The 26,418-nt window shown below is 65.3% G+C and carries 24 protein-coding genes; 4 read left to right on the forward strand and 20 right to left on the reverse strand.

What is annotated here, in order from left to right; translation table 11 throughout:
* Positions 1–310: 310 nt before the first annotated feature.
* Positions 311–1,240, reverse strand: a complete 930-nt coding sequence (locus ACQR1Y_RS17205; RefSeq protein ID WP_434856000.1) for a LysR substrate-binding domain-containing protein — start codon at positions 1,238–1,240, stop codon at positions 311–313.
* 228 nt (positions 1,241–1,468) lie between these two features.
* Here ACQR1Y_RS17205 and katG point away from each other — a divergent pair, with 228 nt between their 5' ends.
* The gene (katG, locus tag ACQR1Y_RS17210; protein ID WP_434877475.1) at positions 1,469–3,649 is read left to right on the forward strand and encodes a catalase/peroxidase HPI; all 2,181 of its coding nucleotides are present in this window, start codon (positions 1,469–1,471) and stop codon (positions 3,647–3,649) included.
* 272 nt (positions 3,650–3,921) lie between these two features.
* On the opposite strand, the gene ACQR1Y_RS17215 is transcribed toward katG, so the two are convergent.
* Both ACQR1Y_RS17215 and ACQR1Y_RS17220 read right to left on the reverse strand, forming a co-directional pair.
* The gene (locus tag ACQR1Y_RS17215; protein ID WP_434877476.1) at positions 3,922–5,139 is read right to left on the reverse strand and encodes a hypothetical protein; all 1,218 of its coding nucleotides are present in this window, start codon (positions 5,137–5,139) and stop codon (positions 3,922–3,924) included.
* 18 nt (positions 5,140–5,157) lie between these two features.
* On the reverse strand, positions 5,158–5,973 hold the full coding sequence (locus ACQR1Y_RS17220) for a lytic murein transglycosylase (protein WP_434856003.1): 816 nt from the start codon (positions 5,971–5,973) through the stop codon (positions 5,158–5,160).
* 324 nt (positions 5,974–6,297) lie between these two features.
* On the opposite strand from ACQR1Y_RS17220, the gene ACQR1Y_RS17225 reads away from it, so the two are divergent.
* Complete coding sequence (locus tag ACQR1Y_RS17225) at positions 6,298–7,446, forward strand: patatin-like phospholipase family protein (protein ID WP_434877477.1); 1,149 nt, start codon at positions 6,298–6,300, stop codon at positions 7,444–7,446.
* A 113-nt stretch (positions 7,447–7,559) separates the two neighbouring features.
* Positions 7,560–8,144 carry a PepSY domain-containing protein gene (locus tag ACQR1Y_RS17230; protein WP_434877478.1) on the forward strand — a complete coding sequence of 195 codons (585 nt, stop codon included), beginning with the start codon at positions 7,560–7,562 and terminating at the stop codon, positions 8,142–8,144.
* A gap of 53 nt (positions 8,145–8,197) precedes the next feature.
* On the opposite strand, the gene ACQR1Y_RS17235 is transcribed toward ACQR1Y_RS17230, so the two are convergent.
* From ACQR1Y_RS17235 to ACQR1Y_RS17275, 9 genes are all read right to left on the reverse strand, one after another.
* Positions 8,198–8,893, reverse strand: a complete 696-nt coding sequence (locus ACQR1Y_RS17235; RefSeq protein ID WP_434877642.1) for a TetR/AcrR family transcriptional regulator — start codon at positions 8,891–8,893, stop codon at positions 8,198–8,200.
* A gap of 140 nt (positions 8,894–9,033) precedes the next feature.
* Positions 9,034–9,765 carry an HAD-IA family hydrolase gene (locus tag ACQR1Y_RS17240; protein ID WP_434877479.1) on the reverse strand — a complete coding sequence of 244 codons (732 nt, stop codon included), beginning with the start codon at positions 9,763–9,765 and terminating at the stop codon, positions 9,034–9,036.
* A gap of 16 nt (positions 9,766–9,781) precedes the next feature.
* Positions 9,782–10,711 carry a CbbX protein gene (cbbX, locus tag ACQR1Y_RS17245; protein ID WP_434877643.1) on the reverse strand — a complete coding sequence of 310 codons (930 nt, stop codon included), beginning with the start codon at positions 10,709–10,711 and terminating at the stop codon, positions 9,782–9,784.
* Between the two features lie 384 nt (positions 10,712–11,095).
* On the reverse strand, positions 11,096–11,515 hold the full coding sequence (locus ACQR1Y_RS17250) for a ribulose bisphosphate carboxylase small subunit (RefSeq protein WP_434877480.1): 420 nt from the start codon (positions 11,513–11,515) through the stop codon (positions 11,096–11,098).
* A gap of 68 nt (positions 11,516–11,583) precedes the next feature.
* Entirely contained in the window at positions 11,584–13,044 is a 1,461-nt protein-coding gene (locus ACQR1Y_RS17255; RefSeq protein WP_434877481.1) for a form I ribulose bisphosphate carboxylase large subunit, read from the reverse strand.
* A gap of 35 nt (positions 13,045–13,079) precedes the next feature.
* Positions 13,080–14,162, reverse strand: a complete 1,083-nt coding sequence (gene fba / locus ACQR1Y_RS17260; protein ID WP_434856009.1) for a class II fructose-bisphosphate aldolase — start codon at positions 14,160–14,162, stop codon at positions 13,080–13,082.
* A gap of 43 nt (positions 14,163–14,205) precedes the next feature.
* Positions 14,206–16,233, reverse strand: a complete 2,028-nt coding sequence (gene tkt / locus ACQR1Y_RS17265; protein ID WP_434877482.1) for a transketolase — start codon at positions 16,231–16,233, stop codon at positions 14,206–14,208.
* Positions 16,230–17,105, reverse strand: coding sequence for a phosphoribulokinase (locus tag ACQR1Y_RS17270; protein WP_434877483.1), 876 nt, complete (start codon positions 17,103–17,105; stop codon positions 16,230–16,232). The genes tkt and ACQR1Y_RS17270 overlap by 4 nt, the downstream gene beginning before the upstream one ends.
* Before the next feature lie 50 nt (positions 17,106–17,155).
* On the reverse strand, positions 17,156–18,190 hold the full coding sequence (locus ACQR1Y_RS17275; protein ID WP_434877484.1) for a class 1 fructose-bisphosphatase: 1,035 nt from the start codon (positions 18,188–18,190) through the stop codon (positions 17,156–17,158).
* 165 nt (positions 18,191–18,355) lie between these two features.
* On the opposite strand from ACQR1Y_RS17275, the gene ACQR1Y_RS17280 reads away from it, so the two are divergent.
* Positions 18,356–19,276, forward strand: coding sequence for a LysR family transcriptional regulator (locus ACQR1Y_RS17280; protein ID WP_434877485.1), 921 nt, complete (start codon positions 18,356–18,358; stop codon positions 19,274–19,276).
* A gap of 48 nt (positions 19,277–19,324) precedes the next feature.
* Here ACQR1Y_RS17280 and bchJ read toward each other — a convergent pair whose 3' ends face one another.
* The 8 genes from bchJ to puhB all read right to left on the reverse strand — a co-directional run bounded on the left by bchJ (position 19,325) and on the right by puhB (position 26,412).
* Positions 19,325–19,966 (reverse strand): bacteriochlorophyll 4-vinyl reductase, encoded by a 642-nt coding sequence (bchJ, locus tag ACQR1Y_RS17285; protein WP_434877486.1) that lies wholly within the window; start codon positions 19,964–19,966, stop codon positions 19,325–19,327.
* Position 19,967: 1 nt separating this feature from the next.
* A complete protein-coding gene (bchE, locus tag ACQR1Y_RS17290) occupies positions 19,968–21,572 on the reverse strand; it encodes a magnesium-protoporphyrin IX monomethyl ester anaerobic oxidative cyclase (RefSeq protein ID WP_434877487.1) in 1,605 nt (534 codons plus the stop codon).
* Positions 21,573–21,670: 98 nt separating this feature from the next.
* Positions 21,671–22,882, reverse strand: a complete 1,212-nt coding sequence (gene hemA, locus ACQR1Y_RS17295) for a 5-aminolevulinate synthase (RefSeq protein ID WP_434877488.1) — start codon at positions 22,880–22,882, stop codon at positions 21,671–21,673.
* Entirely contained in the window at positions 22,879–23,934 is a 1,056-nt protein-coding gene (gene puhE, locus ACQR1Y_RS17300) for a putative photosynthetic complex assembly protein PuhE (RefSeq protein WP_434877489.1), read from the reverse strand. The genes hemA and puhE overlap by 4 nt, the downstream gene beginning before the upstream one ends.
* Positions 23,935–23,947: 13 nt before the next feature.
* Entirely contained in the window at positions 23,948–25,009 is a 1,062-nt protein-coding gene (gene acsF / locus ACQR1Y_RS17305) for a magnesium-protoporphyrin IX monomethyl ester (oxidative) cyclase (RefSeq protein WP_434877490.1), read from the reverse strand.
* The gene (locus ACQR1Y_RS17310) at positions 25,006–25,311 is read right to left on the reverse strand and encodes a hypothetical protein (RefSeq protein WP_434856019.1); all 306 of its coding nucleotides are present in this window, start codon (positions 25,309–25,311) and stop codon (positions 25,006–25,008) included. Before ACQR1Y_RS17310 ends, acsF begins: the two co-directional genes overlap by 4 nt.
* A complete protein-coding gene (gene puhC, locus ACQR1Y_RS17315; RefSeq protein ID WP_434856020.1) occupies positions 25,308–25,775 on the reverse strand; it encodes a photosynthetic complex assembly protein PuhC in 468 nt (155 codons plus the stop codon). The genes ACQR1Y_RS17310 and puhC overlap by 4 nt, the downstream gene beginning before the upstream one ends.
* A 16-nt stretch (positions 25,776–25,791) precedes the next feature.
* Positions 25,792–26,412, reverse strand: coding sequence for a photosynthetic complex putative assembly protein PuhB (gene puhB, locus ACQR1Y_RS17320; protein ID WP_434877644.1), 621 nt, complete (start codon positions 26,410–26,412; stop codon positions 25,792–25,794).
* Between the last annotated feature and the right edge of the window lie 6 nt (positions 26,413–26,418).

The raw sequence follows: 26,418 nt of genomic DNA on the forward strand, positions 1-26,418 counted from the left end.
TTGAAGATCTGAACAAAACGAGAATTGTGTCAACTATGTCGTCGGTCAGATCTGTCACCTATGTCCCCGGTTGCTCAGGGGGTGGGGGTCTCCGGGCGCTGAACGTCATGATGTGCAAAATCCGTTCTGCAGATGCAGAACGGATTAGGCGAGTGCTGACGATTTGGGTTCTCATCACGGAGAGCACGTTTCGTGGACCCCCACCCCCAACCCCTCCCCACAAGGGGGAGGGGAGCTCACCGTCAGCGCGGCGGGAGCTTGAAACACGACCGGGATGGGATGATCGAGTTCGGCCCGGCTTCCCAGTTGCTCAGCCGCGCCGCTTTCGTCCCTGCCCCGACGCCGCCTGCTTGCGCAGGCTCTCCGCCGCGCCGCCGACGATCTCGGAGATCTGCATCAGCTGCTTAGCGAGCGGGCTGGTCTTGCGCCAGACCATGCCGATGCTGCGCTGGGGCTGCGGCTCGGCGAAGCGCGCCAGCGACACCGCGGCCGAGCGCGTCTCGACGCCGACGGCCATCTCCGGAATGAGCGTCACCCCCATGCCGGCGCCGACCATCTGCACCAACGTCGACAGCGAGGACGCATCGAGCATCTCGCGCGGCGCCTGCATGTTGCAGAACGACAGCGCCTGGTCGCGGAAGCAATGCCCCTCCTCCAGCAGCAACAGCCGCATCTCGCGCAGGCTTTCGCTGCTCGGCACCGGGGCGCCTTCATATTCGGGCGGGCGCACCAGCAGGAAATTCTCCGAGAATAGCGCGACCTCGGTCAGCGACGGTTCCGAGACCGGTAGCGCGACGATGGCCGCATCGAGCCGGCCCTCGACCAGTTCCTCGATCAGCTTCGGCGTCTTGGATTCGCGGACATGGATGTCGATCTCGGGATGTTTTCGCGTGAGGTCGCCGATCACTTTCGGGAGAAGATAGGGTGCGACCGTCGGGATCATGCCGAGCCGCAATCGTCCGGTGAGCTTGTCGCGCGAGGCGCGGGCGAAATCGCCGAGCTCGTCGACCGAGCGCAGGATCTCGCGGACGCGCGCCGCGAGTTGCTCACCGAAACGCGTCAGCACCACCTGACGCGCATTGCGTTCGAGGAGAACGCCGCCGAGCGCGTCCTCCATTTCCTTGATCTGCATCGACAGCGCCGGCTGCGAGATCGCGCAGGCTTCCGCGGCGCGGCCGAAATGGCCGAGACGCGCCAGCGCATCGAAATAGCGAAGCTGCCGCATCGTCAGATGGATCATCAGATTATCTTATTATTCATCGACCTGAAGTCAATTTGGCCGGGCCACAATCTCAGGATGTATCGATAACGCACAATGTCACTCTGCGTTTGGGCGCCGTCACACCATATTCATCAGATAATCTTATCGCTGCAATCACCAAACTCAATTTCCCCTGATCGAGGCAGCCGCGTAGGGTCCCGCCACCCACCCCAGGGGGAACAATGCCGTTCAGGTCAGGAGGCAAACATGGATGACGTCAGCAAGTGCCCGTTTTCGGGCGGCTTGAAGGGATTCAAGAACAAGGACTGGTGGCCGAACCAGCTCGATCTGTCGGTACTGCATCAGCATTCGAACCTCTCCGATCCGCTCGGCGAGGCGTTCGATTATTCCAAGGAATTCAAGAGCCTCGATCTCGACGCGGTGGTCAAGGACCTGACCGCGCTGATGACGGATTCGCAGGACTGGTGGCCGGCCGATTTCGGTCACTATGGTCCGTTCTTCATCCGCATGGCCTGGCATGCCGCCGGCACCTACCGCATCGGCGACGGCCGCGGCGGCGCCGGCACCGGTCAGCAGCGTTTCGCGCCGCTGAACAGCTGGCCTGACAACGCCAACCTCGACAAGGCCCGCCGCCTGTTGTGGCCGATCAAGCAGAAGTACGGCCAGAAACTCTCCTGGGCCGATTTGTTCGTGCTCACCGGCAACGTCGCGCTGGAATCGATGGGCTTCAAGACCTTCGGCTTCGGCGGCGGCCGCGCCGACACCTGGGAGCCGGAGCAGGACATCTATTGGGGTCCCGAGGGCAAGTGGCTCGCCGACGAGCGCTACAGCGGCGATCGCGAGCTCGCAGGCTCCCTCGGCGCCGTCCAGATGGGCCTGATCTACGTCAATCCGGAAGGCCCGAACGGCAACCCCGACCCGGTCGCGGCCGCGCGCGATATCCGCGAAACGTTCGGCCGCATGGCGATGAACGACGAGGAAACGGTCGCGCTGATCGCCGGCGGTCACACCTTCGGCAAGACCCACGGCGCCGGTGATGCGTCGCTGGTCGGTCCGGAGCCGGAAGGCGCTGATATCGCGCAGATGGGTCTCGGCTGGGCCAGCAAGTACGGCTCGGGCAAGGCCGGCGACACCATCACCTCCGGCCTCGAGGTGATCTGGACGTCGTCGCCGACCAAGTGGAGCAACAACTTCTTCTGGAACCTGTTCGGCTATGAGTGGGAGCTGACCAAGAGCCCGGCCGGCGCGCATCAGTGGACGCCGAAGGGCGGCGCCGGCGCCAACACAGTGCCGGACGCGCATGACAAGTCCAAGCGCCACGCGCCGTCGATGCTGACCACCGACCTCGCCCTGCGCTTCGATCCCGAGTACGAGAAGATCTCGCGGCGCTTCCTGGAGAACCCCGATCAGTTCGCCGACGCGTTCGCCCGCGCCTGGTTCAAGCTGACCCATCGCGACATGGGCCCGAAGGTGCGCTACCTCGGCCCGCTGGTGCCGAAGGAGGACCTGATCTGGCAGGATCCGATTCCGGCGCTCGATCACCCCGTCGTCGACGACAAGGACGTCGCCGATCTCAAGGCAAAGATCCTGGCGTCGGGCCTGTCGGTGTCGCAGCTGGTCTCGACCGCCTGGGCATCGGCCTCGACCTTCCGCGGCTCGGACAAGCGTGGCGGCGCCAATGGTGCCCGCATTCGCCTCGCTCCGCAGAAGGACTGGGCGGTCAACAACCCGGCCGAACTCTCCAAGGTGCTCGGCAAGCTCGAAGCCATCCAGAAGGAGTTCAACGCATCGGCCACCGGCGGCAAGAAGATCTCGCTCGCCGACCTGATCGTGCTGGCCGGCAATGCCGGCGTCGAGGCTGCGGCCAAGAAGGCCGGCGTCGAGGTGACGGTGCCGTTCGCGCCGGGCCGCACCGACGCCTCGCAGGAGCAGACCGACGTCGAGTCGTTCGCGGTGCTCGAGCCGACCCATGACGGCTTCCGCAACTATCTCACCGGCAAGCAGTGGCTGTCGGGCGAGGAGCTGCTGGTCGACAAGGCTCAGCTGCTGACCCTGACGGCACCGGAGATGACCGTGCTGGTCGGCGGCCTGCGCGTGCTCGGCGCCAATGCCAATGGCGCCAAGCACGGCGTGTTCACGGCGCAGACGGAAGTCCTCTCGAACGACTTCTTCGTCAACCTGCTCGACATGGGCGTCGCCTGGGCCCCGGTCGATCAGGGCGAGCACACCTTCGAGGGCCGCGACCGCAAGTCCGGCGCCGTGAAGTGGACCGCGACCCGCGCCGACCTGATCTTCGGCTCGCACTCGCAGCTGCGCGCGCTCGCCGAGGTCTATGCCAGCTCGGATGCCAAGCAGAAGTTCGTCAAGGACTTCGTCGCCGCCTGGACCAAGGTGATGAACCTCGACCGGTTCGATCTGAAGGCGTGAGGTCGGCTCTTTCGGACTGACTGCAGCGGAGGCGGCGTTTCATCGAAACGCCGCCTTCATTCATTTCTAGACGAGCGTTTCCTTAGAACCGGTCGTTTCCGTCTCGAGTTCTCGCCGTCTGCACCGCCGTCATGCTATGCGAACGCGGACATCCAGTACTCCGCGGCGGAAGAGATTCACCGATGCGCCACGGCGCACTGGATCGTCCGCTTTCGCGGACGATGACAGCCGGGGTACCATGATCGTTGTGCCAGGACTTCGGAAACGGTCGTCTAGGTCAGCGGTTGCCGTTTGAGCGCATCGAGACGCTCGATGAATTTCCGCTTGCTGTCGTGCCTGATGCGGATGGCGGCGAGGTGCCGATCGAACGTGGCCATCTGCTTCTTTTGATGCGCGAGCGCGCGCAGATCGGAAAGCAGCGCCGCGGCCGCATCATAGCCGGATGGGGTGCGGCGCTCGATCTCGGTCTCGACCTGCTTCCAGACGGCGTCGCCGCGGCTCTCCAGCGTCTTCAACCTGGCCTGACGTTCTCTCTTCTCCTGCTGCATCCGGCGCCTGCGCTTGGCCTCCGCAGCAGCGGCCTCGGCCGCCTCGCGGGCGGCGGCAATCTCGCCGGCGCGCGCCAGCAGCGAAGCAGCCGAGCGCTGTCCATCGGACCGTGCAACGCGAGTTCGGAAACGGCGCCGCAGTTCGGCCGTGACGCCGCCGTCGCCCTCGACAACGCGCAGCAACAAGTCGACCTTCTCCGCGTTCGGCAACGCCTCGATCGCCCCACGCAGCTCAGCCTCTGATGGCTTGACGGCAGCCCCCTGCCGCTCGGCCGCGGCCTGCACCAGGTCAGGGTCGAGCAGCAGAAAATCGGCGAGGCTGTCCAGCGCTCCGGTCATCGGACCGATCCCGGGCAGCGGCTCCAGCGCATCGCCGGGCACGAGCTCGGCCTGAACGGCCACCAGCCAGAGCAGATAGAACAGCCTGAGATCGCCATCGATAAGATCGGTGCGAAGCGGCGCGAGCGCCGCCATCCACTTCGATCCATCATCCGCATAGTCGTCGGATTCGAAATCATAGAGGTTGATGTCGACGATGACGTCGTCGCCGGATATGGCGATGTCGACGCAATCGAGCTTCCCCAGGAACGGAGCGGCATCCGACGGCTCCAGCGCCGTTCTGGGCAGGCGGATCATGAAGCGCCGGGCGTTGAAACTGGCGACGTAGACGTGCAGGTCGAACCAGCGCCGCATCATGTCGCGCGGATCGGCTTTGAGATCGCCCCACTCGTAGTGATTGGTGAAGCTCGTCGCGGTGATGCGAGCCCGCGACGAGATGGCGCGCAGCTTCTCGCGTGCCGCGGCATCGAGAAAGCGGTCGATGGCCAGAAACTCGTAGTACTGATGTTCGCTCATGAGGGCGCCGTTAGCGGTAACCGGAGAAGCCAGCCTGACGGCAGGGGTTGCTTCAGTCCACCCCCTGCCCCCGGCTTCACCGATCAATCCACAAGCCGCAGCGCCTCACCGCTCCGCGGCAGAGCCGCCGCCGTCGATCTGGCGGCCCATCAGGGCGATGGCCTTCTGGTAGACACCGGCGGCGTTCCAGGCTTCGATGGCGGCGAAGTTCGGCTCGCCCGGCTGATAGCCGGCGCCCGCCTTCCAGCCATTGGCGCGCAGGAAGTTGGCGGTCGAAGCCAGCGCATTGGCCGCAACGTCGAGATTGCCGACGCCGTAAGCCAAAATGTTCTTCGGCATGAACTGGGTCTGCCCGACCTCGCCATGCATCGAGCCGCGGGTGTTGCCCGAGAGCACGCCGCGATCGATCAGCTTCAGCGCGGCATAGAGCTGCTCGGTGAAGAATTCCGGACGGCGGCAGTCATAGGCGAGCGTCGCGATCGACGACAGCATGTGCTGGTTGCCGCGCTGGCTGCCGAACGCGCTCTCCATGCCCCAGATCGCGATCAAGGGTCCGGGCGGCACGCCGTAGCGCTGCTCGATCGAGGCGAACATCGCCGCCTGCGACTGCTTCAGCTGCCGGCCGCGCGCGACGATCGCCGGCGCGCCGCGCTTGGCGAGGAACTGATCGAGCGAGAGCTGGAAGCTGCGCTGGCCGCGATCGGCCGCGATGGTGGCGGACGCGTAGTTGGTCTGCATCAGCGCCGCGATCGCGGTGCCGCCGACGCCCTTGGCCCGCGCCTCCTCGCTGAACTCGCGCTTCCAGGCCTCGAAGCCGGCCGGCGACGAGCCGCACTGCGCCGCCTGCGCACCGCCGCCGAGCGTCGCAAGCAGCGCAGCGACGGCGAGAGGAATCGTGAGAATGGCTCGGCGCTTGATCATTGATGCTCCTGTGGTGGCGTCCGGTCACGCGGCCATCACGACACCGCACGACATCGCAAGACGCTGGCGCGGCAGTATCGGCCGCTGGGTTGAAACCGCGACAACCTATCGGAAATGGAAAAAAATCATAGCCGGTCATGCCTGCCGCTGCGCGCCTCATGCGCAACGTACGGAAAGACGGTGTCGGCAAGACTTGCCGCAGAGGTTCCTACTCCAGCTCCCGCAATCGTGATCGGCGCAGGTCGACACGACCGACGAAACCTTGATCAATCGGCAATAACAATACTATACGGTTTCGTTTATAAGCAGGAGTGATGGGCGTTGTTGCGTGCCTCCTTTATGGGTCGCCTGATCGGCATGTGCAGCGTGGTTCTGCTGCTCGGCGGCTGCGCCGCGGTGCAGCGCGCGGCCTATTCGGCCGACGATGCGAAACGCGCGCGGATCGACGGCTTCCAGACCGTCCGGATGTGGGCCGACGCACCGCCCGAGAGCTTCGACAGTCCGGCGTTCAGGCCGCGACCGCAACCCGGCAAGCCGTTCGCCTATCTCGCGCTGTCCGGCGGCGGCGGCGATGGCGCGTTCGGGGCCGGCATTCTCAACGGCTGGAGCGAGAGCGGCGCGCGTCCGGAGTTCACCGTGGTCTCCGGCGTCAGCACCGGCGCGTTGATTGCTCCGTTTGCCTTTCTCGGGCCCGCCTATGATCCGACGTTGAAGGAGATGTACACCAGCGGGCTGGCGAGCTCGTTTGCCGCGTCGCCCAATGCGCTCGGCGCCCTGTTCGGCTCCTCCGTCTTCGACGGACAGCCGCTCCGCGACGCGATCGCGCACTACACGACACCGGAGCTGCTGGAGGCCATTGCCAGGGAGCATGCCAGAGGACGCCGGCTGTTCGTCGTGACCACCGATCTCGACGCGGCACGGCCCGTGCTGTGGAACATGGGCGAAATCGCCTCCGCACGATCACCGCAAGCGCTGCAGCTGTTCCGGCAGGTGCTGACCGCCTCGGCCAGCGTGCCCGTCGCGTTTCCGCCGGCGCTGATCGCCGCGTCCTCCGACGGCAAGCCGATCGAGGAAATGCATGTCGACGGCGGTGTCTCGACCCAGGTCTTCACCTTCCCGGATCGCCTGCTGATGCAGCCGGCATCTCAGCGCCTGGCCGAGAAGCCGGCCATCTACATCATCATGAACGGACGGACCTCCGTCGATTTTCAGCCGGTCGAGAACAGCACCAAGGCCATCGCCCTCCGCTCGCTGGGCATGAAGGGCAAGCGCGAGATCCAAAGTTACCTCTCCGCCACCTACCAGCTCGCCAGGCGCAACGGCATGGCCTTCAACATGACCGCGATCGATCAATCCGTCCCGGAGGGCCAGGGCGTGGGCTTCGACACCGACTACATGCGCGCGCTCTATGCGCTCGGCTACGACAGCGCCCGCTCCGGGCGGTTCTGGGCGCAGTCGCCGCCGCTGCCCTGACCTTGACAACCGCAGGCCGAGGAATTATAAAACTATACAGTTTCGTTTTCTTGCAACATTCTCCCGGGGATTGCTCTACAAGCGCCGACTGAGATCGGAGACAGCAGGCCGCCATGAGACGAATCGCTCTGTTCACCTTGATTCTGCTGTCCTGGACGTCGCTGGCGCACGCGGCCGTCGGTGCCGTGACCACCAATCACGAAGGCCGCGATTCGCAAGCCTCGACCGATCCCGCCCTGAGCCAGGAGGCGATCGACCGCGAGCTCGACAAGTTCCGCAAGACGGAAGTATCCCTGCACCAGGCGTTGCGGATTGCCGAGAAGATTCATCCGGGCTCCAGGACCGCCGACATCAGCTTCGAAGGCGGGCTCGACGTGCCGGTCTACAAGGTGCGGACCCTGCAGAGCGGGCAGATCTGGGAATCCGATATCGACGGCGCGACGGCCAAGGTGCTCAACACCGCCCTGTTCTCGACCGTGCAAGGCCTGAACGAGACCGACCGGACCAGCCTCGCCGCCCTCGACACGATCAGCCTCAGGATGTCCGATGCGATCAAAATCGCGGAGCGGTCCGCGGCGGGCAAGGCGATCAGCGGCGGCCTCACGACCAAGGACGGCAAGGTCGCCTTCATCATCGTCGTGGTGTGCGGCAAGAACCTGAAGCAGGTCACGCTCGAACCGACGCTGCGGCGACGATAATCAGTCCAGACAGAGCGCGCTGTCTGAGCGCGCGCCGCGCCGAAAGCGCGACATCATGCCTTGGCGTGAAGTGCGAGGAAGATCTTGACCCGCTCGCGCACGAAGCCCGGCATCTCCTTGCGAATGGTCTTCTCCTTCACCCCCATCAGCGCGCGCATCAACAGCGGCAGCACGATGAGGTCGATGAAGATCTCGGCCGATGCTTCCGAGGCCTTCGACGCACCTCGCCTGGCCGGCGCCGCCGAGACGCCGATCGTCTCGGCCAGCAGCACCGCGACCGGCTGCGTCGCGCGCTTGCGCGAGACCTCATGAAACTGGCAACTCAGATCGGGAAAGCGGTAAGCCTCGCCGATCGTCACCCGCAGCAATCCGAGCGACTGTTTCAGCACGCGGTCGACGATCGCAATCGCGAGCCCCACCAGCTTCTCCTGCACCGTTCCCGGCGGAGGCGTGTAGGAGGGACCGAGGTTCATCACCTCCTCGATGGAGCGCTCGACGATCGCGGCAAACAAGGCCGGCTTGCCGGCGTAGCGCGCATAGATGGTGGGCTTGCTGGCCGGCGCGCGCTCGGCGATCTCGTCGATGCTGGTGCCGTCGAAACCGCGTTCGAGGAACACCTCACGCGCCGCATCGAGAATCCGTTCTTCGATGTTGCCGGCCAAGGCCTTCGGGGGCCGCCCGACCCGCCCGCGCATCGCGACCGCGCGCGCGACGTCACTTCGCTTCACCTTGGCCTGCGTGCGGGCCATACTCAACGACCTCGACTCGACATGTCAGCATGTCGATAAGGGATTACACGTTCTTGGCTGAACGGCAATAGAACGCGTAGCAGGAGCTGCTATGCGCCTCCTGTCATGCATAGTGAGGAATGCTTGTATGCCTTTTCGCCTCACGTGCCCGACACAAACAGCTCGCCGAGGTCCTCCAACACGCCGAGTGCGCCGTTGAACGTGTCATCATGGAAATAGAGGCTCCGTGTAATGAGCACGGGAACGCCGGCACGAATGGCCGCCAACAGCCCGTTACCGGAGTCCTCAATGGCGATGCAGCTCGCGGCGGGCAGATCGAGCTGAGACAGCACCTCCAGGTAGACATCCGGCGCCGGCTTCTTGCGCGCGACGTCATCGGCGGCGACGACAGCGGCGAACTTCGTTTCCCAATCCGTCCCCAGCACCGGGGCCAACAATGCGTCGATATTGACGCGAGTCGTGGTCGTGGCGATCGCGACGCGCTGTTCGCGTTTCCATGCCGCTTCGAGCAGCGCCTGAACGCCTGGGCGCAGTGCGCATCCCTTGGCGGCCATCAGGGCGGCAAACCTTTCCGTCTTGATGCGATGGAGCCGGGCGACCACCGTGTCGCTCAATGGCGGACCGGAACGACGCATCTGGTCGAACGCGCGGATGCGCTCCTTGCCGCCGGCAACACGCAGCAGTTCCTTGTAGATCCTGCGCCCCCAATGCCAATCGACGCCGACAGCGACGAAAGCCTCGTTGAACGCCTCCCGATGGATCTCTTCGGTTTCAGCCATCGTGCCGTCGACATCGAAGATCAGTGCGCTCGCATCGGCGATTCTTCGCCGCAGATCGTCAGATGGTGAATTCTTCACCAGCACGAGAGTCATGACTACGCCTCCGCCTCTACATTACATCTGCCTTTGCATCTGCTTTGGCGAACACCCGGCTCGCCAGAACGTCGCTCGCCTCGATCGACATGACATCATCGGGCGTCAGCACGCGATCGAGCCGCGACACCAGCCGGTTGGCCTGGCGCAGCCGGACGCGATCCAGCGCGTTACGGATCGAGCGCGCATTGGAGAATAGCGGCTGGGTGCGCCGAACGGTAATGTATTTCTCAAACGCCACGCGCGCCTCGGGCGAGAAGCGGTAGTTCTGACCCTCCAGCATCATCTCCGCGATCGTCAGCAGCTCGGCTTCCGAATAGTCCGGGAAGTCGATGTGATGGGCGATGCGCGAGCGGAAGCCCGGATTGCTCTGGAAGAATTTCTCCATCCGGTCGGAATAGCCGGCCAGGATCACGACCAGGTCCTCGCGTTGCGACTCCATGATCTGCAGCAGGATCTCGATCGACTCCTGGCCATAGTCGCGCTCGTTCTCGGGACGGTAGAGATAATAGGCCTCGTCGATGAACAGCACACCGCCCATCGCCTTCTTCAGCACCTCCTTGGTCTTCGGGGCGGTGTGGCCGATATACTGCCCGACGAGATCGTCGCGCGTGACGCTGATGACGTGGCCGCGCCGGACGAAGCCGAGGCGATGCAGGATGCCGGCCATGCGCAGCGCGACCGTGGTCTTGCCGGTGCCGGGATTGCCGGTGAACGACATGTGCAGGGTCGGAAACGTCGTCGCCAAGCCCATCTTCTGGCGGATGCGCTCCATCAGCAGCAGCGAGGCGATCTCGCGGATGCGTGTCTTCACCGGGGCGAGGCCGACCAGCTCTCGGTCGAGTTGCTCCAGCACGGGCGCGATGTCGACGCTTTCGAATTCGCGGCGCAGGTCGATCGTCTCGACCGTCGTCGCCTCCTTGGCATCCGCCTGCGTGGCCTGCATCATGGGCTCGTACTCCGCTTGGCCGAAGTTCGCGCACGCTGGCGGCGGACCCTCCCCGCGAACTCCGGCAAGCGGGGACGCCGTCAAAATCGGATTTAGCAACCGGACGTCATCAGTGCGGCAGACCCGACGCTGACGTTCCTGCCGCTGATTCTGCTAGGACTATCGCATACGACGATCGCTTTTTGCGCGCGTCTGCCTCCACGTCGTCATGGCCGGGCTTGTCCCGGCCATCCACGTCGTTCGGCACCCTGAGAACCACGTGGATGCCCGGGACAAGCCCGGGCATGACGGAGTTACTAACGTGCCGCATTGTTTGTCGCGACGGTGTACGTTGATGCGGATTGCCCTGCTTGATCACCGGAAACCTCAGCGCAGCGTCCGCTACGAATAGCGCTCGCCCTCGGGGCGCTCGGCGGCGTAGGACCGCGTCGAGTAACGCAGATTGCGCCCCACGGTTTCCTGGCGGTCGAGCCGGAAGCCGGGCTCGTTCTTCGGCCGGTTGACGATGAAGGACAGCCGGATCGATTCCCAGCCGTGCGAGGAGTCGAACGCCGAGATGCGGATGTAGCGGTCGCCGTAGATCTTCCGGCATTCGGCCAACTCCCGCATGATGCCGGCGGCATCGCTCAGGTCGAACATCGGCAGGCCCCACATCTCCCAATAGGTATTGCGGGGATGCGGGTCGTCGGTGAACTCGATGTTCACGGCCCAGTTCTTCTCGAGGCAGTACTGGATCTGGGCCGTGATCTGATCGTCGGTCAGATCGGGCAGGAAGGAAAAGCAGCCTTGGGTGACGCGCATGATGGTGTCTCCTGATTTACGGATGCAAGCGAGCCGGTCTCCGGCTCGCTTCGCGCTCCAAATAAGAGTTAGGCAGCCGGGGTGACGGTGGGCACGAAGTCCGGCGAATCAGTCGATTCGTAGTTGAAGGTGACGTCCTTCCAGATCTCCAGCGCCTCGCGCAGCGGGGTGCAGGTCTGCGCAGCCTTTGCCAGGATCTCCGGGCCCTCATGCACGTAGTCGCGCCCCTCGTTGCGGGCGAGGATCATCGCCTCCAGCGCGACGCGGTTGGCGGTCGCGCCAGCCGCGATGCCGCGGGGATGGCCGATGGTGCCGCCGCCGAACTGCAGCACGACGTCCTCGCCGAGCAGGTCGAGCAATTGGTGCATCTGGCCGGCATGGATGCCGCCGGAGGCGACCGGCATCAGCTTGTTGAGGCTCGCCCAGTGCTGGTCGAAGAATACGCCGTGCTCGAGCCGCATCGGATTGAAGTCCTCGCGGCAGATGTCGTAATAGCCGCGCGTGGCGTTCGGGTCGCCCTCGAGCTTGCCGACGACAGTACCGGCATGGATATGGTCGACGCCGGCGAGCCGCATCCATTTGGCGATGACGCGGAACGAGACGCCATGCGCGCGCTGCCGCGTGTAGGTCGAATGTCCCGCGCGGTGCAGATGCAGGATCATGTCATTGCGGCGCGCCCATTTCGCCATCGACTGGATGGCGGTGTAGCCGATCACGAGGTCGATCATGATGATCGTCGAGCCGAGCTCCTTGGCGAACTCGGCGCGCTCATACATGTCCTCCATCGTCGCCGCGGTGACGTTGAGATAGGTACCCTTGATCTCGCCGGTCGACGCCTGCGCCTTGTTGACGGCCTCCATGCAGTACAGGAAGCGCTCGCGCCAATGCATGAAGGGTTGCGAGTTGATGTTCTCGTCGTCCTTGGTGAAGTCGAGGCCGCCCTTCAGCGCCTCGTAGACGACGCGGCCGTAATTGCGCCCCGAAAGACCGAGCTTCGGCTTGACGGTGGCGCCGAGCAGCGGACGGCCAAACTTGTCGAGGCGCTCGCGCTCGACGACGATGCCGGTCGCCGGGCCCTGGAATGTCTTCACATAGGCCACCGGCAGTCGCATGTCCTCGAGCCGCAGCGCCTTCAGCGGCTTGAAGCCGAACACGTTGCCGATGATCGAGGCTGTGAGGTTGGCGATCGAGCCGGGCTCGAACAGATCGAGATCATAGGCGATATAGGCGAAGTAGCTGCCCGGCGAGCCCGGCACCGGCTCGACCCGATAGCACTTGGCGCGATACTTTTCCGCTGCGGTCAGGCGGTCGGTCCACACCACGGTCCAGGTCGCCGTCGAGGATTCGCCAGCGACCGCCGCGCAGGCCTCGACCGGATCGACGCCATCCTGCGGCGTGACGCGGAACAGCGCGATCACGTCGGTGTCCTTGGGCTGATAGGACGGCTCCCAATAGCCCATCTTCTTGTATTCCATTACGCCGGACTTGTAGCGATCCTTGCCGCGCACCGTGATCGATGGGTCGTTCATGTGTTCCTCCTGGCTTTTCGTTGTGGCTGTGGACGTCACGCAGCTTCGGTCATTCCCCCAATTCGCGGATCGAGCGCACCGGAGCGATAGCGCTTGGCCATCTCCGACAGCGGCAGCACCTTGATCCTGGATGCGTTGCCGGCGGCGCCGAATTGCTCGAAGCGCTCGCGGCAGAGATCGCGCATCGAATCCATCGCCGGCTTCAGGAATTTGCGCGGATCGAACTCGGCCTTCGACGACGCGCCGACTTTGCGGAAGATCGCGGTCATCGCCAGCCGGCAGTCGGTGTCGATATTGACCTTGCGCACGCCATGGCGGATGCCGCGGACGATCTCCTCGACCGGGACGCCCCAGGTCTGGGGCATCTCGCCGCCGAACTGGTTGAACATGTCCTGGAGGCTTTGCGGCACCGAGGACGAGCCGTGCATGACCAGATGCGTGTTGGGCAAGCGGCGGTGGATCTCCTCGATCACGTTCATGGCGAGGATCTCGCCGTCGGGCTGGCGGGAGAACTTGTAGGCGCCGTGCGAGGTGCCCATCGCGATCGCCAGCGCGTCGACCTTGGTGGCGCGGACGAAGTCGACGGCCTGGTCAGGATCGGTCAGCAGCTGGTCGCGGCTGACCTTGCCTTCGAGACCGTGGCCGTCCTCCTGCTCGCCGCCGCCATGCTCCAGCGAGCCGAGCACGCCGAGCTCGCCCTCCACTGACGCGCCGACCCAATGCGCCATGTCGGTGACGCGGCGGGTGATGTCGACGTTGTACTCATAATCCGCGGCGGTCTTGGCATCGGCCTTGAGCGAGCCGTCCATCATCACAGAGGTGAAGCCGTATTTGATGGCGGTGGCGCAGGTCGCCTCGTCATTGCCGTGGTCCTGATGCAGGCACAGCGGGATCTGCGGATACATCTCCTCCAGCGCGTCGATCATCTTCGACAGCATGATATCGCCGGCATAGGAGCGCGCGCCGCGCGAGGCCTGGATGATCACGGGGGCGTCGACGGCCGCGGCCGCCTCCATGATCGCGAGCCCCTGCTCCATGTTGTTGATGTTGAACGCCGGCACGCCGTAGCCGCGCTCGGCGGCATGGTCCAGCAATTGTCTGAGCGTGATCCGCGCCATGATTGGTCTCCGTCCCTGTTCGGTGTTTTGTGTGTGGTGCGGCTCAGGACGCCCGCGCCCGGATGATGTTGCGCATGGCCGCATCGGCGACGGCCGCAGGCGTGATGCCGAATTCGCGGTACAGCACGTCGGCCGGCGCCGAGGCGCCGAAGCCGTGCATGCCGACGAACTCGCCGGCATCGCCGAGCCAGCGCGCCCACTCGCCCTCGATGGCGGCTTCGACGCCGATGCGCGGCGCGCTGCCGAGCACCTCCGCGCGATACTCCGCACTCTGCTTGCGGAACAGCTCGAAGCACGGTGCCGACACCACGGCCGCTTGGACCTTTTCCGCCGCCAGCAGCTTCGCCGCCTCCAGCGCGATCGCCACCTCCGAGCCGGTCGCGATCAGCGTCACGTCGCGGCCCGCCTCAGGCTCGACCACCACATAGGCACCGAGCGCCACCTTGTTGTGATCCGACGCCTCCGTGCGGAAGGCCGGCAGCGCCTGCCGCGACAGGCACAGCACCGACGGCGAGGTCTCGGCGCGCAGCGCGCAGTCCCAGGCTTCGGCGGTCTCGACCGCATCGGACGGACGAAACACCAGGAGATTGGGAATGGCGCGCAGGCTCGGCAGATGCTCGACCGGCTGATGCGTCGGGCCGTCCTCGCCGAGGCCAATGGAGTCGTGCGTCATCACATGGATGACGCGGATGCCCATCAGCGCGGCCAGACGGATCGCGGGCCGGTTGTAGTCGGCAAACGCCAGGAAGGTGCCGCCATAGGGAATGAAACCGCCATGCAGCGCGACTCCGTTCATGGCCGCGGCCATCGCGTGCTCGCGCACGCCGTAATGGACGTAGTTGCCGTCCATCGTCGAAGGTGTGACAGACTTGTGCGTCTTCGCCTTGGTCAGGTTGGAATGGGTCAGGTCCGCCGAGCCGCCGAGCAGGTTTGGCAGCACGGTCGCGATCACGTCGATGACGCTCTGCGACGCCTGGCGCGTGGCGATCTTCGGCTTCTCGACCGTGAGCTGAGCGATGAACTGCGCCATGCGCTCGGTGTAGGCCGCCGGCAGCTTCTTGTTCAGCGCATCATGACAAGGCGAGCGGTCGGACGTGCCGAGCTTGCGCGCCCGCTCCTTCCAGGCCTGCCGCACGCTGCGGCCACGCGCACCGATCTCGCGCCAGCTCACCAGCACGTCGGCGGGGACCTCGAACGGCCGGTGCGGCCAGTGCAGCGCAGCGCGCGTCTTCTCCACCTCCTCCGGCCCGAGCGGCGCGCCATGCGCCTTTTCCGAGCCTTGCCGACCGGGCGAGCCGAAGCCGATCGTGGTGCGGCACGCGATTATGCTCGGACGGTCGCTCTGCCGTGCCGCGGCGATCGCGGCTTCGATCGCCTGGGGATCATGGCCGTCGATACGGCTGGTCGCCCAGCCGGACGCCGCAAAGCGCGCGAGTTGATCGTCGGAACACGCCAGGCCGGTCGAGCCGTCGATCGAGATGCCGTTGTCGTCAAAGAGAACAATCAGCCGATTGAGCCTGAGGTGGCCAGCGAGCGAGATCGCCTCGTGGCTGATGCCCTCCATCAGGCAGCCGTCGCCGGCGATGACATAGGTGTAGTGATCGACCAGTTCGTCGCCGTAACGCGCGTTCATCAGGCGCTCGGCGAGCGCCATGCCGACCGCGGTCGCGATCCCCTGCCCCAGCGGCCCGGTCGTGGTCTCCACGCCCGGCGTGTGGCCATACTCGGGATGCCCCGGCGTCTTGGCGCCCCATTGCCGGAACGCCTTGATCTCGTCGATCGTCACCGCCTCGTAGCCGGTGAGATGAAGCAGCGCATACAGCAGCATCGAGCCGTGGCCGGCCGACAGCACGAAGCGGTCGCGATCGGGCCAGGACGGATCGGCCGGATCGAACTTCATGAAACGGGAGAACAGCACGGTGGCGACATCGGCCATGCCCATCGGCATGCCCGGATGACCCGACTTCGCCTTCTCCACGGCATCGATCGCGAGGAAGCGGATGGCGTTCGCCATCTCGGCATGCGCCGGATCGGCCTTTGCGGCAGCCTTTTGCAGGGCGTTGGCGGTCATAGCGTGCGCCTCTTTCGGTCCATCAGTTGCATGATCATCGGGGTGAGAATGAGCTGCATGGCGAGATCGAGCTTCGAGCCATGGATCACGATCGAATTGGCACGCGACATGAAGCTGCCCTGGATCATCGACAGCAGATACGGGAAGTCGATGCCGCGCGGGTTCTTCAGCCGGATCACGACCATCGATTCATCGGGGGTCGGAATCCAGCGCGCGATGAACGGATTGGAGGTATCGACCGTCGGCACGCGCTGGAAGTTGATATCGGTCTCGGAGAACTGCGGGATGATGTAGTTCACATAGTCCGGCATGCGGCGCAGGATGGTGTCGGTGACCGCCTCGGTGGTGTAGCCGCGCGAGGCGCGGTCGCGATGCAGCTTCTGGATCCATTCGAGATTCATCACCGGCACGACGCCGATCTTCAGGTCGGCGTGCTGCGCGATGTTGACCTTCTCGGTGACGACGGCGCCGTGCAGGCCTTCGTAGAACAGCAGATCGGACTCCGCCGGCAGTTGCGTCCATTCCGTGAAGGTGCCGGGCCGGGCGTCGTACAGCCGCGCCTCCTCCTCGTCATGGACGTAGTGGCGCGTCGTGCCGGTGCCGGTCTCGGAATAGTCGCGAAAGGTCTTTTCGAGCTCCTCAAACAGGTTGGTGTCGGGGCTGAAATGGCTGAAATGCTTGTTGCCGCGCTCGGCCTCCTCGACCATCTTGCGGCGCATGTCCTCGCGATTGTAGCGATGGAAGGCGTCGCCCTCGATATAGGCGGCCTTGACGTTTTCGCGGCGGAAGATGTTCTCGAAGGTCTTCTTGACCGAGGTGGTGCCCGCACCGGACGAGCCCGTGATCGAGATGATCGGATGACGACGTGACATGATTTTTCTCCGGACGTCTCGCCGAGCCGGGGAGGCTCAGCAGCGCGCGCTCAGCGGAACAGGCCGCGGCGGGCGAACAGGGGCGCGTCGCTGGTTTCGAACAGCGGCTCGACGCCCTCATGCAACTGGTCGACATCGCGCACGAGGCGGACGTCGCCCATGATCAGCGGCGCGCGCTGGTGGGGCGAGCGCGCCGACAATTCGAGGATGCGCGCGCGGCCGCTCGAGGCCGAGCCGCCGGCCCATTCCATGATCAGCGCCATCGGATGCGCTTCATACACCAGCCGCAGCCGGCCCTCGCGATAGCCGGGACGGGAATCGGCGGGATAGAGGAACACGCCGCCGCGCATCAGGATGCGATAGGCCTCCGCGACCAGCGAGGCGATCCAGCGCATGTTGAAATCGCGGCCGCGCGGGCCGGCGGCGCCGGACAGGCACTCGTCCACATAGTTGCGGACAGTGCCGCTCCAGTGCCGGCGGTTCGAGGCGTTGATCGCGAACTCCGGCGTATCCTGCGGAATGCGGACGCCGGACTTGGCGAGGATGAACTCGTGCAGGGTCGGATGCAGCACGTAGAGGTCGACGCGATGGTCGATCGCGAGCACGAGGCAGGTCTGCGGGCCGTAGACGAAGAAGCCGGCGGCGAGCTGCGCGGTGCCGGGCTCGAAGAAGCTCGAGAGCACGTCGCGGCCGCGCGGCCGGATCGAGAAGATGGTCCCGACCGAGATGTTGTTCTGCAGGTTCGAGGAGCCGTCGAGCGGATCGATCGCGACGCAAAGTGGGGCAGCCTCGTTGACCGTTTCGGGGCGATCACCCTCTTCCGAGAGAATGCCGGCAACGGGCGCCTGGCGCAGCGCGTCGCGCATCAGATTGTCGGCGACGATGTCGAGCGCCTTCTGGATGTCGCCATCGGTGTTGACGGTGGCAGCGCCTTCATCGACGCCGGACAGCGGCGCGATGGCGATCTGCCGCGCGAGCTCGCGGGCGGCGTCGGCGAGGGCCTCGATCACCGCGGCGCAGCCGGCGTCCGCATTCTGCAATGCGAGGTGCGCGTGCAAGGTCTGATGATCTGCCTGGTGATTCATAAGTCCACTCCCTCGCCATCAGCTCCTCTGCCGGGAACTTGATGAAGCTGCACGAAAGCGTCGTGCCGCGCTGCTATCAACACTCGATTTGCCCGATTAGGGAAATTTCAATATCTTTGGATCGACCAAAGTTTTCCTTATACGATGGACAGCGTCGAGGGTTCCATGAGCCGCCACTTCTCCCGCGATCTCACCATTCGCCAGTTGCGCGCGCTGGTGGCCGTGCAGAACTCGGGTTCCGTGACGTCGGCGGCCGGCCGCCTCAACCTTACGCAGCCCGCGGTCACGCTGCAGATTCGCAATCTCCAGGAGCTTGCCGGGCTGCCGCTGATCCAGCGCACAACCGACGGCATGATCCTGACCGAGGCCGGACGCAGCGTGCTCGCGCTCGCCGAGCGCGTCGAGGCGGCGCTCCTGGATTGCGAGCAGGCGCTGGACATTCTCGCCGGCCGCAGCGGCGGCCGTGTCGCGATCGGCGCGGTCTCGACCGCGAAATATTTCGTACCGTTTGCGATCGCGGAGTTTTCGCGGCGCTTTCCCAAGATCGACGTGACCCTGCGCATCGGCAACCGCGACAGCCTGCGCGAGGCGCTGCGCGGCTACGATCTCGACATCGCCATCATGGGCCGGCCGCCCGCCGACATCCCGGTCGACATGCGCCCGTTCGGCAAGCATCCGCACATCATCATCGCGCCGGCCGGCCATCGCCTGGCGCGGCGCAAGCGCATCGCGCCCGAGGATCTCGCCGGCGAAGTGTTCATCACCCGCGAGCCGGGCTCGGGCACGCGGCTGCTGATGGAGACGTTTTTGGAGAAGCGCGGCCTGCATCCCAAGACCAGCATGGAGATGGACAGCAACGAGACCATCAAGCAGGCGGTGATCGCCGGGCTGGGCATCGCCTTCATCTCGCAGCACACCGTGGCGCATGAGCTCAGCGAGGGCCGGCTGGTCATGCTGAGGGTCGTGGGCCTGCCGATCGTGCGCCACTGGCATGCCGTCCGGCGTGCCGACAAGCTGCTGCTGCCGCCGGCGCAGGCGATGCTGGATTTCTTCGGCAAGGAAGGCGCGCGGTTCCTGCCCCGCTGAGCGCGACACCCGAAGCCATGACGGTGCCGCATCTCGCATGGCTTCGTCTCACCAGTCGATCACGAAATGGCAGGCGGGCGCGCCCATGGCCTCGCAACTGATTTCGCGGGCGCGTGCGTTCCGATGCACCAGCGTTGCGAACAGCGTTTCGAAGGTCGCGGCGTAGAAGTCGCAGATCGGGTGGTCCGCGCCCTGCCCGCGGCACAGCGGGCAATGGCTGATCTCGTAGATCGTCGGCCGCCCCGGACGGGCGGAGAAGAGTCCGGTGCCGGCGAAGGTCCAGGCATGCGCCGAGATCGCGCGTGACAGCGCATGGCTGGCGAGGCGCGCCGGCAGCACGCGGAGCACGCGCTGGGCGGGCCCGGGAATGCGGTGGGCGAGCAGATAGAGCGCGGTCAATTGCCCCGCCTTGAGGCTGACCGCACGGGCTGCATCTGCATCCAACGCCGCCCGCACGGCGCGATGCAGGCGGATGACCTCCGCCTCATCCACCATGTCGGCCGGCGGCGCCGCGAGATAAGCTCCCAGACCCGCGGCCGCGAAGACGCGGCGCACGTCGCTCTCGCCGCGCAGCAGGCGCAAGGCCTCCGCGGTCTGGATGATCGCGTTGGGACCGATGCGCCCCGTCGCGTGATCAGAGGCGGCGGCAACGCGCGGCAGCTGAAGATGCTGGGCGCGCGTGCCGTGCATCTCAGTGCACCCTGGTCTCGGCCTCGTCGCTCATCTGCTCGGTGCCGCCGCCGCAGGCCATCACCTGCGCCTGCTGCGGTCCGGTCAGCTTGCGATTATGGCTCGTCTTCCATTCCACCTTGCCGGGCTCCGCGCGCTTGCGCGAGGTGTCGAAGCCGAAATCGACCTTGCCCTTGGATTGCGGTCCCCAATAATTGACGCGGCCGAGATCGTAGAACTTGCGCTCGAAGCCGGACTTCAGGAACGCTTTGAGGCAGCCGAGCAGATAGCGCCTGCGCTCGCCTGAGCCCGCCCAGGGATACGAGAACAGCGCCTTGTGCATGTAGAAGCGCCGGTAGTTGTTCATGACGCCGTCGAGCAGCTCGCCGCGGTCCATCGCGTCGGGCTTCATGATCGGGGTGACGAAATTGTACTTCTCGTAGTCGAAGATCTCGACCTTGTCGCCGAGGTCGCGGAACAGGTCGGAGAACGGCCAGGGCGTGTACATGGCCCAGTTGGCGAGGTCCGGCTTCCAGTCGCGCGCCATCTGGTAGGTCTCTTCCAGGGTCTCGCGGGTCTCGTTCTCCAGACCGACTATGAACTGCGCCTCGACCACGATACCCGCGTCGCGCAACAGCTGGATTGCCCTCTTGTTCTGCGCGACGGTGGTCTCCTTGTTGAAGCGGTCGAGCTTCATCTGCGCCGCGGCCTCGGTGCCCAGCGAGACATGGATCAGGCCGGCCTTGCGGTACAGCGGCAGCAGCGCCTCATCGCGCAGGATGTCGGTGACGCGGGTGTTGATGCCCCAGAGGATCTTGAGATCGCGGCGGATCAGCTCCTCGCAGAAGGCCACGAACTTCTTCTTGTTGATGGTCGGCTCCTCGTCGGCGAGGATGAAGAAGCCAACATCGTGCTCGCGCATCAGGGTTTCGATCTCGTCGACCACCTTCTTCGGATCACGGATGCGATAGTCGCGCCAGAATTTCCACTGCGAGCAGAAGCTGCAGGTGAACGGGCAGCCGCGCGCCATGTTGGGGATGGCGACGCGCTTGTTCATCGGGATGTAGATGTATTTGCTCCATTCGAGCACGCTCCAGTCGGGCGTGATCGCATCGAGATTCTTCACCGTCGGCGCCGCCACGGTCGCAACGACCTCGGTGCCGTCGCGATAGGCGATGCCCTTGATGCTGCGGCGATCATTGACCCAGCGGCCGTCCTCGCGGGCGCGCATCAAATCGACGATGATCTCCTCGCCCTCGCCGCGCACGATGGCGTCGATCCACGGCGCTTCCGTCAGCACCTGCTGATACATGAAGGTGGCGTGGATGCCGCCGAGTACGGTGAGCGCGTCCGGGTGCTCCTCCTTGGCAATTTCCAGCAGTCGCTCGGCCTTGTAGATCGACGGCGTGATCGCGGTGCAGCCGATCACATCAGGCTTTTCGCTGCGCAGAAGGCTGCGGACCTGCTCCTCGGAGAGGTCGTTGGTCATCGCGTCGATGAAGCGGAGATCGGTGAAGCCGGCGGCCTTCAGCGCGCCGGAGATGTAGGCCGCCCAGGCCGGCGGCCAGTTTCCGGCGATCTCGGCGCCGCCGGAGTGATAATTCGGATGCAGCAACAAAATCCGCACGGCGTTCTCCCCCGATTATCAATTTGTCCATACATCCTAACGTCAAGCTGGATTGACAAATTGATCTGGCGCAAACGCCGCGCGGTTTGCGCAGGCGATCAGGCCGCCTGCGCGAGTCCCATCTCGGCCCAGATCTCGGACAGCGCCGACACGAGATGCTCGATGTCCTCGTCGGAATGATAAGGCGACGGCGTGATGCGCAGCCGCTCGGTGCCGCGCGGCACTGTCGGATAGTTGATCGGCTGCACATAGATGCCGTAGCGATCGAGCAGGATGTCGCTGATGCGCTTGCAGAGCACGGGGTCGCGCACCATCACCGGCACGATGTGGCTGGGATTGTCGAGATGGCTGACACCGGCTTCATCGAGCCGGCGGCGCAGCCGCGCGACGCGATCCTGATGCCGGGCGCGCTCATGATCGCTGGCCTTGAGATGCCGGATGCTGGTCAGCGCGCCCGCGGCCACCGCCGGCGGCAGCGAGCTGGAGAAGATGAAACCCGACGCGAAGCTGCGGACGAAGTCGCACACGGTGTTCGACGCGGTGATATAGCCGCCGATCACGCCGAACGCCTTGGCCAACGTCCCTTCGATCACCGTCAGGCGGTCGGCGACGCCGTCGCGCTCGGAGATGCCGCCGCCGCGCGGGCCGTACAGGCCGACGGCATGGACCTCGTCGAGATAGGTCATCGCATTGAACTCGTCAGCGACGTCGCAGACGTCGGAGATCGGCGAGATGTCGCCGTCCATCGAATAGACGCTCTCGAACGCGATCAGCTTCGGCACCTTCGGATCGAGATCCGACAGCTTGTCGCGGAGATCGGCAACGTCGTTATGGCGCCAGATCCTTGTCTCGCAGCGGCTGTGGCGGATGCCCTCGATCATCGAGGCGTGATTGAGTTCGTCCGACAGGATCACGCAGCCGGGCATCCGTCCCGCGAGCGTCGACAGCGACGTCCAGTTCGAGACGTAGCCGGAGTTGAACAGCAGCGCCGCCTGCTTGCCGTGGAGATCGGCAAGCTCCTCCTCCAGGAGGATGTGGTAGTGGTTGGTGCCGCTGATGTTGCGGGTGCCGCCGGCGCCGGCGCCGCAGCGGTCGAGCGCCTCGTGCATCACTTCCAGCACCTTCGGATGCTGGCCCATGCCGAGATAGTCGTTGGAGCACCACACCGAGACCTCGCGCTCGCCATGCGGACCGCGATAGGTCGCACGCGGGAAGGCGCCGGCCTTGCGCTCGAGATCGGCGAACACGCGATAGCGTCCTTCGCGCCGGAGGCCGTCGAGTTGGCGGCGGAAATAGTCTTCGTAGTTCATGGTACTCCCCCCTGTGCTGTCGTGTTCGGATCGACCGGCGGCGTGACCGACACCGCGGCCAGTCCGGTGATGGTTTGCGCCTGCGCATCGGCGCGGGCCTGGCGATAGGCTTGGCGGAACTGCTCCTCGAGCCGCTGCCGCGCCAAGGCGGCGGCGGTCTTCTGCGCCGACATCGATGTCTTGGGCGCGGGCATGGGACGCTCCGCCTCGGGCGTGGCCGGCACGACGGCAAGCACCGGCCGCGCGAGCGGCGTGACGGGCACGGATGCCGGGATCGCGGCGACGGCCGCCATGACCGGCTCCGCAGGCGCGCTCCAGCGCCAGAGATTGATCACAGGCATCGGCAGCGCCATGAAGCCGTGCTCGAGCAGGCCGAGCGCGATCAGCGACGCCAGCAGCGACAGCGCGACGCCATCGAAGGTCGATTTCGCGCCCAGCGCGGCAGCGGCAACCAACACGGTCGCGGTGGTCGCAGCGGCGATCGAGAACGGAAACAGCAGGTTGATCGACTTCTTGGCGAAATAGCTGCGCATGAACCGGACCTGCTGCGGCAGCAGCTCGTCATTCAGGGTGCGCACGCCGAGAAACAAATTGATCTTGGCGCTCTGCCTGAGCACCAGCAGCGCGGCGAACGTCCACCAGCTCAGCCGATTGGGGGCGCCGGATGTCACCGCGAACGCCAGACCCGCGGTCGCGATCAGCGCCAGTTCGTGATAGGCGATCGCCTGCAACGCAAAGCCGACGCGCGAGGCCGGCGTGCAATCCCGCGGGCACGGCTCGGGCCGCGGCCCGGTGATCCAGCCGGCAAGCAGCGACATCTCCACCGTGCCCCACAGCAGGATGGCACAGGTGAAGGCGCAATAGGCGCTGGCGTCCTCGGCAGCCTGGCTCGACACCGCGACGCCGGACAAGGCCGCGACGAAGGCCGCGGCCGTGCCCCATTTGAACGCGGACGGGTAACGGGCGGCGAGCCCGACCAGCGCCAGCACGGCGCCGGTCGAGAACCACCAGACGAACACGACATAGGGAATGGCAATCGCGGTCGCGCCCATGTCCGGCTCCTTGTCACCAGGCGGGTTGCAGCCTGATCTCCCGTGGCAGCTCGTTGCTCTTGGCCGGCAGCAGATACAGCCGGCCAAAGGTCAGCGCCGCCTTGAGCGGCAGCACGGCGCGCTTCAGCGTGCCCATGATGCCGCCCTGCGCCTTCGCATCGGCGATCGCCTCCGAGATTTCTCGCAGGCGCTTGAGGCCTTCCCAGAAGCGCGGGTTGTCGATGTCGAGCATCACCGGGAAGACCTGGCGCGAGATCTCCGAGGTGATGCGGAACACCCGCATGTCGTACTCGTCGACCGGCATGCCGAGCGCCTCGTAGAAGGCGGGACGCATGTGGTCGCGGACATGCATGGTGGCGAACACCGCGATCAGGAAGAACTTGATCCAGAGCTTGTTGTATCCGCTCAAGAGCTTCGGATCGGCGCGCATCAGAAGCGCGAACGCCTCGCCGTGCCGGAACTCGTCGTTGCACCACTTCTCGAACCACTTGAAGATCGGGTGGAATTGTCGATCCGGATTGCGCTCCATCTGGCGATAGATGGTGATGTAGCGGGCATAGCCGATCTTCTCCGACAGGTAGGTCGCGTAGAAGATGAACTTCGGCTTGAAATAGGTGTATTTCTTCGTCTTGGTCAGGAAGCTCAGATCGACACCGATGCCGTGATCCTTCAGGATCTCGTTGATGAAGCCGGCATGGCGGGCCTCGTCGCGGCTCATGAACTGGAACAGTTCGCGGATATCGGGATTGCTGATCCGCTTCTTGATCTCGGCATAGAGCACGCAGCCGGAGAACTCGGCCGTCAGCGACGACACCAGGAAGTCCTTGAATTCGGCGCGAAGCGCCTCGGGCAGATCGTTGAGATCCTTGTCGAACTCCGGCGTGCGCACGAAGTGCTTGCGGTTGTGGTCGGCGCGCAGCTCGGCCATGACAGCATCCCATTCGCGGCGCACGAGGTCGACATTGAGCCGGTCCATCGCCGCGAAATCGGTGGTGTAGAAGCGAGGCGTGAGGATCGTATCCTCGAGCGCCATCTTGGTGGAGATGTTGCCGGACCCACCTTCCATTGCGATCATCTGACCCTCCCGTCCGAAAAGCTGACGTCGTACAATTCCGTGAGTTCGAGATATCCGGCGACATGCATCATCATGCGCTTCACCGGACCAGCACGAACCACAGTGGCCGTGCGGCGCAGGTTGAGCTGTTCGCCGAACTTGACCGTGATCGGCTCGCCATGAATCACGACCTCGTCGCCCGGACGGATGTTGACGTCGCGGTCGAGCGTGACATGGGCGTGCAGCGTCTCGGAGGTCTGCTCGACCTCGATGCTGCAGCCGATGTCGAAGCGGCGGGGCTCGTTGGCCCATAAGGCTCTCATCGCGTTTCTCCCATGGTCATCAGCTCCGTGAACCGGCGCCTGTTGTTGTCACCGAACGGCGCGAGATCGACCCGCCGTCCGGTGGCGGGATCGTCCAGGCTCAGGCGGCCGTCGGACCAGCGGTTGATGGTGAAGGCCGGTCCCGAGCCGATTGCGTGACGCTGGCGGTCGAACGCCATGCTGCGCAGAACGGTGCGCAGGAAGCCGTCAGAGCCGGCTTCGACCACGCCGACGACCTTGCCACTGTCGGGCGACACCACGGAGATGCCGCCGTCGGGCCGGTCCTCGAACCGCAGCGCCACCGTCTGCACGGCGGCCATGTGATCGTGCTGCACGGTGCCGAGGCCGGTCAGGCGACCGACACCGGCAGCGAGCAGAGCGAAGGCGACCAGCGCAAAGGCTGCGCGCAACGCGCCCTTCGGGATGATGATTTCGGCTTCGACATGGCCCTCGGCTTGGCTCATGGCTTGTTCCTCCTCATCACGCCGCGTTGGCCACGGCGCCCGCAGGCGTGCCCTGCGGATGACCCTCAGCAGCCGCGAGCGGCTGGGCCGCGACCGCGCCATCGGAGGCCGCGACCAGCGCCTTGGCGAGAATCTCGGCGACTGCGCGGGCATCAGGCACGCCGCGCAGCATCGGCTCGACCTCGTTCAGCCGCCAGGGACGCGCATGCGGCCACAGCAGCAGATAGGACAGCCGCTGTTGCGCCAGGACGCCGAGCGGAAGATCGCCGGAGCCGTCCGCGAACAGCTTCACGTCGGCGCGCGCGATCTGCTTGAACGGTACGTTCAAGGTCATCGGCAGCACGGCGCCGAACTGCAGCAGCACGCGCCTGGAGGTGATGGTGTAGCGCGTGGTGCGGCTGTAGAGCACCGCGAGGCCGGTGAGCAGCAGCGTGGCGATCGCCACCGGCATTGCCAGCGACGACGCGCTGGCGACCGAGGCCGCCAGCGGCTGGTGATCCAGCGCACCGGCCACGACGCGCGCGCCGAACAGCGCCGCGAAATAAGCGAGCACCAGACGCAGGTGGAAGACACGCAGCAGCAGCGCCTTCACCGCCGGCTGTCCCTGCCAGAGCAGCCGCTCGCCCTCCGGCAGCATCAGCTC

This window comes from Bradyrhizobium sp. HKCCYLRH3099 (genome assembly GCF_051167855.1).
Taxonomy (GTDB): domain Bacteria; phylum Pseudomonadota; class Alphaproteobacteria; order Rhizobiales; family Xanthobacteraceae; genus Bradyrhizobium.

Coding starts and splice junctions, on each gene's coding strand:
- ACQR1Y_RS17205 (WP_434856000.1), bottom strand. CDS start 1,240: ATGATCCATCTGACGATGCGGCAGCTTCGCTATTTCGATGCGCTGGCG.
- katG (WP_434877475.1), top strand. CDS start 1,469: ATGGATGACGTCAGCAAGTGCCCGTTTTCGGGCGGCTTGAAGGGATTC.
- ACQR1Y_RS17220 (WP_434856003.1), bottom strand. CDS start 5,973: ATGATCAAGCGCCGAGCCATTCTCACGATTCCTCTCGCCGTCGCTGCG.
- ACQR1Y_RS17230 (WP_434877478.1), top strand. CDS start 7,560: ATGAGACGAATCGCTCTGTTCACCTTGATTCTGCTGTCCTGGACGTCG.
- ACQR1Y_RS17235 (WP_434877642.1), bottom strand. CDS start 8,893: ATGGCCCGCACGCAGGCCAAGGTGAAGCGAAGTGACGTCGCGCGCGCG.
- ACQR1Y_RS17240 (WP_434877479.1), bottom strand. CDS start 9,765: ATGACTCTCGTGCTGGTGAAGAATTCACCATCTGACGATCTGCGGCGA.
- cbbX (WP_434877643.1), bottom strand. CDS start 10,711: ATGCAGGCCACGCAGGCGGATGCCAAGGAGGCGACGACGGTCGAGACG.
- ACQR1Y_RS17250 (WP_434877480.1), bottom strand. CDS start 11,515: ATGCGCGTCACCCAAGGCTGCTTTTCCTTCCTGCCCGATCTGACCGAC.
- ACQR1Y_RS17255 (WP_434877481.1), bottom strand. CDS start 13,044: ATGAACGACCCATCGATCACGGTGCGCGGCAAGGATCGCTACAAGTCC.
- fba (WP_434856009.1), bottom strand. CDS start 14,162: ATGGCGCGGATCACGCTCAGACAATTGCTGGACCATGCCGCCGAGCGC.
- tkt (WP_434877482.1), bottom strand. CDS start 16,233: ATGACCGCCAACGCCCTGCAAAAGGCTGCCGCAAAGGCCGATCCGGCG.
- ACQR1Y_RS17270 (WP_434877483.1), bottom strand. CDS start 17,105: ATGTCACGTCGTCATCCGATCATCTCGATCACGGGCTCGTCCGGTGCG.
- ACQR1Y_RS17275 (WP_434877484.1), bottom strand. CDS start 18,190: ATGAATCACCAGGCAGATCATCAGACCTTGCACGCGCACCTCGCATTG.
- ACQR1Y_RS17280 (WP_434877485.1), top strand. CDS start 18,356: ATGAGCCGCCACTTCTCCCGCGATCTCACCATTCGCCAGTTGCGCGCG.
- bchJ (WP_434877486.1), bottom strand. CDS start 19,966: ATGCACGGCACGCGCGCCCAGCATCTTCAGCTGCCGCGCGTTGCCGCC.
- hemA (WP_434877488.1), bottom strand. CDS start 22,882: ATGAACTACGAAGACTATTTCCGCCGCCAACTCGACGGCCTCCGGCGC.
- puhE (WP_434877489.1), bottom strand. CDS start 23,934: ATGGGCGCGACCGCGATTGCCATTCCCTATGTCGTGTTCGTCTGGTGG.
- acsF (WP_434877490.1), bottom strand. CDS start 25,009: ATGATCGCAATGGAAGGTGGGTCCGGCAACATCTCCACCAAGATGGCG.
- ACQR1Y_RS17310 (WP_434856019.1), bottom strand. CDS start 25,311: ATGAGAGCCTTATGGGCCAACGAGCCCCGCCGCTTCGACATCGGCTGC.
- puhC (WP_434856020.1), bottom strand. CDS start 25,775: ATGAGCCAAGCCGAGGGCCATGTCGAAGCCGAAATCATCATCCCGAAG.
- puhB (WP_434877644.1), bottom strand. CDS start 26,412: ATGCTGCCGGAGGGCGAGCGGCTGCTCTGGCAGGGACAGCCGGCGGTG.